Below are 10471 nucleotides of genomic sequence, written 5' to 3'. Positions count from 1 at the left end.
CCCACTTCAATTAGTTGGGGTTTACGGTATTGTTTGGTGTCCATTTTTTTCTCCTATTTATTGGTTGCTTGGAATTGATTTTCGATTTGATTGCCCAGGCCGTCCCCTTGAGGGGACGACGTTGAGTTATTTACTCTGGGTTAGTAACAAATTAGCGGTAGTAGTAACGCCGATGATCGCGGTGTCCCCGGCGGTAGCGCCCCAATGTTGCCTTAATCGCATCACCCACTTCAATTAGTTGGGGTTTGCTGTATTCTTTGTTGCCAGATTCAAAGTTCGTAACCATTTTTTTCTCCTTATTGGAAACATGGAGTTGAGTTTTGTTGAGATTAGACTAGAGACAACCTGGTCTTTTGTCTTCCCTCTGCCTTCTTAATAGGTGTCGTTGAAATCAACTGATGCACTTTTGGAAGATAGAGGAGAAATTGGGAGTTAAGGTAACCTGGTCTTTTGTCTTCCCTCTGCCTTCTTAATAGGTGTCGTTGAAATCAACTGATGCACTTTTGGAAGATAGAGGAGAAACTTGGAGTCGAGACAACCTTGTCTTCCCTCTGTCTCCTTAATAGGTGTCGTTGAAATCAACTGATGCACTTTTGGAAAACCGAGGAGAAATTTGGAGTTAAGCTAACCTTGTCTTTTGTCTTCCCTCTGTCTTCTTAATAGGTGTCGTTAAAATCAACTGATGCACTTTTGGAAGATAGAGGTGAAATTTGGATTTGAGACAACCTTGTCTTTTGCCTTCCCTCTGTTTCGTTATAGGTGTCGTTAAAATCAACTGATGCACTGCGCGATCGCCAGATGGGAAAAAGTTTTTACTAGAGACAATCTTGTCTTTTTTCCTTCCTATGTATTTTTATCATCAGGACTTAGGCAGCAATGGCATATATAGTGGTGATGGTGCCGTACTCTCGTAAGATAGCACCCTACATTTACTACATTTACTGAAATTCTTGTGGGATGGGCATCTTGCCCGTCTTTGTATTAAATTTAGATGCGTAGCAGCTTATGTCCGTTTGTATCGATACCCCGCTGGGGGCGGGTTGATTAATACAATGAGTTGGCGACTTTTATTGCAGGTAAAACCCGCCCCTACAACTCGATTAATATCGTGTCCGGTCGATCAACTGTAATTGCGTTAGACCTCTGGCAAAAGTATCAAACCCGCCAGGTAATAAATTCCAAGGGCTAATAGCTCAAGTCCGTTAAAACAAACTGGTTTCATTGCATTTAGTCGGTTTTAACCGACTTGAGCTATTAGCCCGGAAATTTACAGCGGATTGCTTTCTTAGTGAGGTACAGCCTTAAGGCTTCGTTTGTCAAGCGCGCAGCATTAATGCTGCGCGCTTGACAAACAAAGGTGTACCTCATACGACTGCAATCCGCTGTATTTCCGGGCGGGATGTATACTTTGGCAAAAGGTCTCAGGACTTACGCAAGGGCGTTGCCAGAAACAAAGGTGAAGAGTTGATCTCTCGAAAGCAAACCAACGATTTTTCGTATCACCTTAGTTTCTTTGCGTAAGTCCTGGGTCTATTAGACCTCTGCAAAAATTAGGTTCAAAGGCGGGCGAGACGCCCACCCCACAAGAGATATGGTCGAGGTCTATTGTTGTTCAACCTGGCAGGATATAACTTTGACACAGATGCCGATCGCTCTTACTCACATTCGGGTTGGTTTTGAGATAATCATGCAAGCGATCGCACCCGTGCTTCAATAAAATATTCAGATCCAATAACTCCAAGTTCCACAAGAATACATTGCGATCGCTACCTGCTGAAACCAGCGTCTTGCCGTTGGGACTTATACTAACGCTCCTAACTTTATCCCTATGTCCTGTGAGTCTCCTAAGTTCCTTGCCGTCAATGCTCCAGAGTTTGATACTGTTGTCATCATTAGCCGCAGCAATTGTTTTGCCATCGGGACTCCAAGCGACGCTATAGATCCAGCCGCCATTTCCGTTGAGTGTCTTAAGTTCCTTGCCTTCCAAGTTCCAGAGTTTGATCGTACTGTCAAGACTCGCTGAAGCAATTGTTTTGCCGTCGGGACTCCAAGCTACACTCCTGACATCATCGCTATGTCCTTTGAGCGTACTAAGTAACTTGCCGTCGGCAATTCTCCAGAGTTGGATACTGTTGTCAATACTTCCCGACGCCAGCATCTTACCGTCTGGGCTGATGCTGATGCTATCAATCGAATCGCGTGCTTTGAGGGTCAAAATTTCCTTGCCGTCCGGAATTCTCCAAAATTTGATTGTCTTGTCATCACTTCCAGAAACCAGCATCTTGCCATCGGAACTGAAACTAACGCTCCTCACCGCATCTTGATGTTTGAGCGTTAAAAGTTGCTTGCTGTCTGCAATCCTCCAGAGTTTGATAGTATTGTCGTCACTTCCAGAAACGAGCATCTTGCCGTCGGGACTCCAAGCGACGCTATAGACTTTACCGCTATGCCCTTTAAGAGTATTAACTAGCTTGCCATCCCTAGTCCAAAGTTTGATCGTGGCGTCATCGCTTCCGGTGGCAATTGTTTCGCCATCGGGGCTAAAGCTAGCGCTTCTGACAACATCGTTATGTCCCACAAGTTGCTTGAGTTCTTTGTCATCAAAGCTCCAGAGTTTGATGGTTTTGTCAATATTTGCCGCTGCCAAGGTTTTGCCGTTGGGACTCCAAGCGACGCCATAAACCCAACTATTATTGTTGAGCGTTTCGAGCAGTTTGCCGTCCGCTGTTGCCCAGATTTTGATCGTCTTGTCAATGCTCGCACTCGCTAGCATCTTGCCATCAGGGCTAAAGCTAACGTTCCAGACTGAATCGCTATGTCCCTTACCTGTCCAGAGTTGTTTGCCGTCCGCTATCCTCCAAAGTTTGACGGTTTTGTCATAACCCGTCGAAGCCAGCATTCGCCCGTCTGGGCTGAAACTGACGCTCATAACATCTTCCTGATGCGCTTTGAGCGTCTTGATTTTTTTGCCATCTAAACTCCAAAGTTCGATCGTGCCGTCATAAGTTCCCGCAGCTAGCATCTTGCCATCGGGACTGATGCTGACACTGATGACCTCAGTGCTATGTTTGAGCGTCCTAATTTCTTTGCCGTTAAGGTTCCAGAGTTTGATCGTGTCGTCACCAGCAGAAGCGACGATCTTGCCGTCGGGGCTGATACTGACGCTCTTGACTCCAGCCCCTTGTTTAAGCGTCCGGATTTGCTTGCCGTTAAGGTTCCAGAGTTTGATGGTGCCGTCATTACTGCCGGAAACCAGGATCTTGCCGTTGGGGCTGATGCTGATGCTATTGACCGCAGCAGTATGCCCTTCGAGCGTCCTGATTTCCTTGCCCTCAAGATTCCAGAGTTTAATCGTGTTATCATCGCTCGCCGAAGCCAGGATTTTGCCGTTGGGACTCCAAGTGACGCTATTGACCCGATTTTTATGTCCTTGCAAGCGATTGTTTTCTCTCACCCAGTAAACTGCTTGTTGTAGGGCGTTCGCAGCTCGAATCTCTGTCAGGGGTTCTACGCCAATAGCGCTTTTGAGTAGTTTTCCTGCTTTTAAACCTTCGATCAAGGCATCTAACTTGTGGTCTGAGGCAAACAGTGCTTCTGAGGCTTCGCTATAAGCTTTGATCTCTGAATTCTGCCATCGCCACCAAGCAAAAGAGGCTACTGTGGAAGCGATCGCTAAGCCACCGATCAGTCCCCAGATCGTCAATTGTCGTCTGAGTTTTTGTTTTTTGAGTTTCTTGTCGCGCAATTCTAAACTCAGTTCGATCAAACTTTTCTCTCCCTGAGAGAGTTCATCTCGACGTTGCTGATACCAATATTGGGCATCTGCCAAAGGCTTCCCTCGCAACAGCGCCCCTTGATCAAGACTGCTAGCGATCCACTGACGCACAGATGCTCGTAGTTGCTCTTGCCAAAGGCGAAACTCGGCGTTAACCTGCATCCAATGCCCCAAGCGTCCCCAGCAACGAATTAGTGCCTCATGCACGATTTCTACTGTTTCTTCCCCGGTGGAGGCGTTGCAGTTTGTTACCACCAAACGGGCAGATGCCAAGCGCGTCACCAAATCCCAGTTTTCTTGCTTTACCTCATCGCGAGTCGCCAAACGGCGGTTATCATCCGTCCCTACCCCTGGCTGCACTAGCTGAATCAATACCCGTTGCGTTCTCAGTCTATCTGCTTCATCAAGTTGGGCATACACCGTCTCGGCATGGTTAGCCAGCGCCTCTTCTACGCCGCCAATTTCCTCGTATGCCTGATTAGTCAACCACCCATCATTCTGTTTTGACCACAGTTGAGTTAGGGCAAATTCCAATAACGGTAAACGTCCTGAATGTCCCGAAGCTGCATGAATGAGTTTATTTGTCAACCCTTCTTCTAACTTTACCTGCATGAGTGCCGCAGGTTTGGCGATCGCTCTTTGCAACTCCTCGCGCGACATGGGACCAAGGTTATGCACGGCTCCTTGTAAAGCATCGCTAAAAGGGCGATAAGATAGGGCATGTCCGTAAAAGTCCGCCCTCAAGGTAAGAACTAAGGTAAACGCTCCAGCTAATCTGATTGCTGTTAGTAATAAATCCAAAAAAGGCTGACGCTCCTGTTCTGGAGTTTGGGTGTAAAGTTCCTCAAACTGATCGGCTATGAGGATGAAGCGAGAACCTGAGTTTTGCTGGAGTATTTTTTGAATAATTTTGTATAAAGCTTGTTCATCTTGTTGGAGTGTAATTTCTAATTCCAGTTCAATTAAGCGACAAGAATTCGATTTGTGATTGTCGTTTTGATCCCACAGAGGAGCTAATGCGATCGCCAAAGCTTTAAAAGGATTGTTCCCCGGACGAAAAGAAACGATTAATGGGGACGGACTGGTATGGGTGAAATATTTGGGCGATCGCTTATCATTAGACATCGACCAAATCTCTTGTGGAGTAGGCGTCTCGCCTGCCTTTGAAAATCTTTGTGGTCGAGGTCTATTAGAATCTAAAAATTCATCTCGCCGCCAGCTAGGAATTAACCCAGCAAATACTACGCTAGACTTCCCACTTCCACTAGGGCCAACTACAGCCACCAACGGCTTTGTTTTCACCGCTTTAACCAAATCCGAGGTGAACTCTTCCCGTCCAAAAAATAAATGTGCATCTTCTTCCCGGAAGGCAAATAAACCGCGATAGGGACAAGGAGGAATGCCACCTAATTGTAACCAAGTCGGCGGTTCTACTGCCGGATTCATGCAAATGACGGGCAACCAAGAAGCACCGGGAAAGTCATCTTCTAAACCTTGTAACTTTCTGCGTGCTTGTTGCACCGAAATATATAAAGGAAGTCGTTCAACGGCAAAAGCTGCTAAAAACTGCTTAAAAAAATCTTGTGCCACGCGATTCGGTACTGGTTCGCGCATCACGATGGTTGCAGTCAGATTCAATTTTTCCAAAGCTAACGCTAATCCCAACCCATCGCAGGAATTAAAAATTGCCAGTTTTAAACCATTTTCAATAGCAGCTTTGAGAGCTTCTTGTAACTGTTCGATTGTCAGACTGTTGTTTGTCTTATTCTCATTTAAATAAATTCGGCCTGTTTCACCCTCGGTTTGACTATGACCGGCAAAAAATAGAATGTCCCAGCCTAACTTGTTCCAAAGCTGTGCATTAAATTCAGAGCGCGAGGGATTGACGAGAAACTCAACTTCTGCATCTGGGAGTTGCTTGAGAAAGTTGGTTTCTGCCTCCAAATCGATGCCTTGACTATTGCCCAGAATTGCCAAAATTCTGACTTGATTTCGCAGGATTTTGGGCTGTGAGGAGTTCCGGCGTTTATACTCAGGTCTAGAGAGGGCTATTTCTGCCAAAGGATAATCTTCAAACCAATTCCAGCGATGCCAAGGTAATCGCCGCAGCAACTCATCGTTGGTTTCAATAATCACCCGAATTTCTTCTTTTGTGTCCAGTTGCGATCGCAATTGTCGGTCGATGTTAAGAAACTCGGCAGAATTGAGCCAAGTATTGATACCTACTTGTAACTGTTGGCACGCCTCACTAAACCCAACAACAGAGACATTAGTGATACTACCTTGATCGATTTCCAGTTCATCGTCATCTTCTTCAACTGCTAACGAGGAACGCAGTTGTTTGCGCTCGCATAAATGCTGATAAATTGACTGCCAATTTCTATACAAGTTAACCAAATCTGGTGCTGCGGGTAAGCTGCCAATAAATTGCTCAGGTCGGGGGTGTTCTGCTATCCATAACTGAGCAGTGACTCGCGGAAATCCGCTGTACAAGTCACCACTTCCCAGATGGATAACAACTGTCTTGCTCATGTCAGATCTGCTGACCTCGCTGACAACCTGGTTGGGCCCTTTCCAGAGGTGTTCGTGCTGAAAAGTTATCATACATTCTGGCTTAGTACCAACAGTTATATTGTGCCGCAGTTTCCCCGATATTGAAGTGATCGACTCAACGAGAAAGCTGTGATAATTACAGATATGTTGAGCGATCGCGACTATTGAAACTGTGAGATATAAATCACAATTTATTGTTTTTTCATGTCAAAGGCATCACCCATTTAAGTGAAAACCTCAGCCTAGCAAGACTTATTCCCCCTCATGTCATAGCAACCTCTGCAATATCTGATATCACGTCCGCTTGAAGACCCTTAGTTAGGACTTGTGTCTGGAGTGGTTCGTAATTAAATATACTTCCAGCGCGAAGAGAGTAAATCATGAAGAAAGAAGCGGAAACGATATGAATCTTTACATTCAGAACAAATCGAGCCGCAAGCCGAAAAGTGCATAAGTTGATTTCAATTACACCTATTAAGGATCGGAACCTAAACAACACCGGCTTTCCAGCGCTAACTACAAACCCGTTATCTTAGTGCCATTCGCTCAAAAACTGCTGAAACCCATAACCAATAAAGAAAAACTCAACCTATGACTCACTTTACACAAGTGCTTGATATTGTGCAAAGCTACAGAAGCGTTCTCTTCCGTTTCCTACCATTTTTATGGACAGCAGCGCGGGGAGAAACAGTCTTTATGGTTACTGCCGTTTTGTTGCAGGGAATTGTCCCAGCACTGAGCGTCTGGATTACCAAACAAGTAGTAGATAAAGTGGCAGTAGCTTTAAGCCAAAATCAACAACTTGGCTTTGTAGCCTTCAGTAGCTTGGTAGCGGCATGGGTTGGCGCTTTGCTGTTAGAAACACTTCTGAGTCCTTGGGTGGGAGCAGTTCAAGGAAACTTGGGTGAAAAGCTTTCTGCTCATATCAACTTGCTTTTGATGCGTAAAGCCGATACTTTTCCCGACTTAAGCCGTTTTGAAGATGCTAAATTTTATGATGAATTGCAGCTTCTTCAGCAACAAGTCAGCCATCAACCGCTGAATTTAATTGTAAATTTGGCTGAAGGAGGCAAAACTTTATTCACTGTGGTAGCGATGTTTGGGCTGCTGGTTCCACTGGGGTTTTGGATTCCGTTTTTAATTGTGGCTACTACGATACCCCAAGCATATGTTTCTTTCCAATACGAGCTAACAATTTGGGATAATATGTTGGAAAAAAGTCCGCAAGCTCGGCGGATGCAGTACTGCTCCACGGTAATGCTCACCGATACTTACGCTAAGGAAGTGCGGCTATTTAAGCTCGGTTCGTTTTTTATTAATCGTTACGTGCAAGCATTTGGTTCTTTCCATCAAACGATGCGTCACCTGCGGGGAAAGCAAGCTTTTTGGGCTTCAAATTTGGCGATATTAAGTACTTTAGGAAATGGCTTTGCTTTTTACTGGGTGGTGCAGCAAGCTTTTAGAGGCGAAATTAGTCCAGGTAGCGTTCTGCTGTTTGTACAATCGCTAGCTTACTTGCAGCAAAATCTGGAACAGTTGGTTAGTACTGCCACACTTTTGTTTGAGACTCTGTTGTATATGCAGCAGTTCTTTAGTTTCCTAGATAGCGAACCAACAATGGCAGCGCACTATCAAAGCAAGCCGATGTTTGACTCAATTCGTCAGGGCATTACTTTTGAGCGGGTACACTTTTGTTATCCAGATCGTCCCTCGGCTTTGATAGATGTTTCCTTTACGCTTTACCCTGGCGAAATAGTGGCTTTGGTGGGGGAAAATGGTGCTGGTAAAACTACATTGGTAAAGCTGCTGACTCGGCTATACGACCCTACAAAGGGTGCAATTTTAGTCGATGGTGTAGATTTAAAGGAATTAGATTTGGATGGATGGCGACGACAAATTGCTGCGGTGTTTCAAGACTTTGGTCGCTACGCGCTGACGCTGTTGGAAAATATAGCTTTGGGAGAGCTTGAAGCTTTGGATAATCTTGAACGCATTAGACGTGCAGTTAAAAAAGCTGGGATAACTACATTAGTTGAAAAGTTTCCAGCCAGAGAAGAGACTCTTTTAGGCAAGCAATTTGGTGGGACAGAACTTTCTGGAGGACAGTGGCAAAAGTTAGCTCTTGCTCGCGCTTTTGTACGGGAAGATGCCCAATTATTAATTTTAGATGAGCCTACGGCTGCACTCGATCCTCGCAGCGAGTACGAGGTGTTTTGTCGCTTTGTTGAGCTAGCGCGGGGTAAGACTACACTTTTGATTACCCATCGACTGGCTTCTGTGCGTATGGCTGACCGGATTTTAGTTTTGCAGCAGGGACGTTTGGTTGAGCAGGGGACTCACGAGGAGCTTTTGCGATGTGGAGGGGAGTATGCTGCGCTTTGGAATATGCAAGTTCAGCAATATGGTTTGTAGAAAATATGCCAGTCGGTTGATCAGCGCTCTTGTGTCAAACTGGGCGGACGCAAATGGTGAAACCCTGATGTGACGGGAGTTTTCCCGCTTGCTCAAAGTCGTCTTGATCTGATTGTGTATGAAGGCCCAAACTTTACTGGAAGATCTTTGAGGCTTTCTCAGGGACAAGCTCTGCGACTGTCTATGTGACAGTTGATGGTGAGGAATGTGGCCTAAAATGCGCGAATTACTGAAATGAGAAAGCGAACAAGCTTCATGAGAAAGTAAATTGCCATTTTGCTTGGGGAAAATACCAAAATGAATGCGCGAATTACTGAAATGAGAAAGCGAACGGGCTTCATGAGAAAGTAAATTGCCATTTTGCTTGGGGAAAATACCAAAATGAATGCGCGAATTACTGAAATGAGAAAGCGAACAGGCTTCATGAGAAAGCAGATCGTCTATGACAGATAAAATTACGCTGCGCGGGAAAGGGTTACCCGTAGGCGGCATCGGTGAAAAAGTGTTGGCTGCCTGTGGAGGGGCGATCGCTTGTATATTCCGAAAATTTGTCTCCTGGAATGTACTAAGTAGGTAGGTGCGATTAAACGTAAGGTGGGCATTGCCTACCAAAATACTAGAAGCTAAAAGCAGGGATAGTCGCAGGCAATACCCACTCTACAAATATGTTGGCTTTATAGCGGATTGCAGCCGTATGAGGTACGGCTTGTTTGTGTAGCGGCAGCCTTAAGGCTGCCGCTACACAAACAAGCCTAAAGGCTGTACCTAGACGAGGCAAGCAATCCGCTTTATTGAAAAGTACCAGTCATTGGGTGGCGCTGGTAATCTGATTCCAAGCTTGAACTACTTGCTGCAAAGGTTGAGGTAGATTATTTTGAGCGATATCGGCGTAGCGGGTAGTACCGGCTGAACTAGAAATTGTGACGGTAATAAAGTCGGCAGAACCGCTGGGTGCTGGGTAACTCATACCATTGAAACGAGACAGCGAGTTGCGTTGTAGTAACCGCTGAAATTCTCGTAGTTGTTGGGGAGAAATTTGGCGCACGCTGCGATCGCTATCATTAGCATCGCCTATCCTGACTCGCATTAATCGTCCGTCATTCATCAGAACGGTTTCATAGGTCAAACCGGCAAATCCACCACTGGAGATAGCACGAAAAATCATACCTTGCGTCAGAGGAGGCGGTAGTTCGCTGGCGGGAATTGGAACGGGTTTGAGCTTGTTAGTATCTTTGGTTTGGCTAGCCGCTGTATCTAATTTGACTAAGGAACCGGAGTCGTTGGTACGATAAACCCAGGTTTGATCCTGATGGGTTACGACAACGCGCCACCCTTCGACTAAGGCTTGGGTGCAAAATTGATCGGGGTCGGGGAGTCCGAGACAGCCATCGGGCCAAGTTTGGCGGCTAAATTGAGTTATTCTTAGTTGTCCGGGAGCAATGCCGGTTTTGCGGGATAGATCCTGGCGGACGGCGTTTGCTACTCGCGGGGGTAGGCGGTTTTCGTTTGCTGCAGGTTGAGCTTGAGCATTAGCAGTTTGAGGTATCTCTGGGTAAGCAACGGCAGCATTTATTACTGTCAGGCTGGTGCTTACAGACAAGATACTAGCTAAAATCAGAGCTTTTAAAATCCCCATAGTTTTTGTTTGATGAAAGGTTTTTTTCAGGGTTACGGCGATATAGACTTGGTTCGCTGTTTATTGGTTCCGTTAGATCTGCTGTGGCAAGCTAG

5 protein-coding genes are annotated in these 10471 nt (G+C 45.7%); 2 read left to right on the top strand and 3 right to left on the bottom strand.

Going from position 1 to position 10471, the window contains the following annotated elements; all coding sequences use genetic code 11:
- Positions 1-151: 151 nt before the first annotated feature.
- Both MiSe_RS51060 and MiSe_RS19315 read right to left on the bottom strand, forming a co-directional pair.
- Positions 152-286, bottom strand: coding sequence for a hypothetical protein (locus tag MiSe_RS51060; RefSeq protein ID WP_264196576.1), 135 nt, complete (start codon positions 284-286; stop codon positions 152-154).
- A gap of 1326 nt (positions 287-1612) precedes the next feature.
- The gene (locus MiSe_RS19315; RefSeq protein ID WP_226583785.1) at positions 1613-6307 is read right to left on the bottom strand and encodes an nSTAND1 domain-containing NTPase; all 4695 of its coding nucleotides are present in this window, start codon (positions 6305-6307) and stop codon (positions 1613-1615) included.
- Between the two features lie 612 nt (positions 6308-6919).
- Here MiSe_RS19315 and MiSe_RS19310 point away from each other — a divergent pair.
- Entirely contained in the window at positions 6920-8740 is a 1821-nt protein-coding gene (locus MiSe_RS19310) for an ABC transporter ATP-binding protein (protein ID WP_226583783.1), read from the top strand.
- A gap of 442 nt (positions 8741-9182) precedes the next feature.
- Positions 9183-9317: a S16 family serine protease gene (locus MiSe_RS19305; RefSeq protein WP_226583781.1), complete on the top strand. Its 135-nt coding sequence runs from the start codon at positions 9183-9185 to the stop codon at positions 9315-9317.
- A gap of 228 nt (positions 9318-9545) precedes the next feature.
- Here the strand turns inward: MiSe_RS19305 and MiSe_RS19300 are convergent, their stop codons facing one another.
- A complete protein-coding gene (locus tag MiSe_RS19300) occupies positions 9546-10376 on the bottom strand; it encodes a DUF8738 domain-containing protein (RefSeq protein WP_226583779.1) in 831 nt (276 codons plus the stop codon).
- Positions 10377-10471: the final 95 nt, after the last annotated feature.

Source organism: Microseira wollei NIES-4236 (assembly GCF_020521235.1).
In the GTDB taxonomy this organism is placed as follows: domain Bacteria; phylum Cyanobacteriota; class Cyanobacteriia; order Cyanobacteriales; family Aerosakkonemataceae; genus Microseira; species Microseira wollei.
Note: the sequence above shows the minus strand (reverse complement) of the source record. Positions and strands in the feature narration are given on the sequence as shown.

Coding starts and splice junctions, on each gene's coding strand:
- MiSe_RS19305 (WP_226583781.1), top strand. CDS start 9,183: ATGACAGATAAAATTACGCTGCGCGGGAAAGGGTTACCCGTAGGCGGC.
- MiSe_RS19300 (WP_226583779.1), bottom strand. CDS start 10,376: ATGGGGATTTTAAAAGCTCTGATTTTAGCTAGTATCTTGTCTGTAAGC.
- MiSe_RS19310 (WP_226583783.1), top strand. CDS start 6,920: ATGACTCACTTTACACAAGTGCTTGATATTGTGCAAAGCTACAGAAGC.
- MiSe_RS51060 (WP_264196576.1), bottom strand. CDS start 286: ATGGTTACGAACTTTGAATCTGGCAACAAAGAATACAGCAAACCCCAA.
- MiSe_RS19315 (WP_226583785.1), bottom strand. CDS start 6,307: ATGAGCAAGACAGTTGTTATCCATCTGGGAAGTGGTGACTTGTACAGC.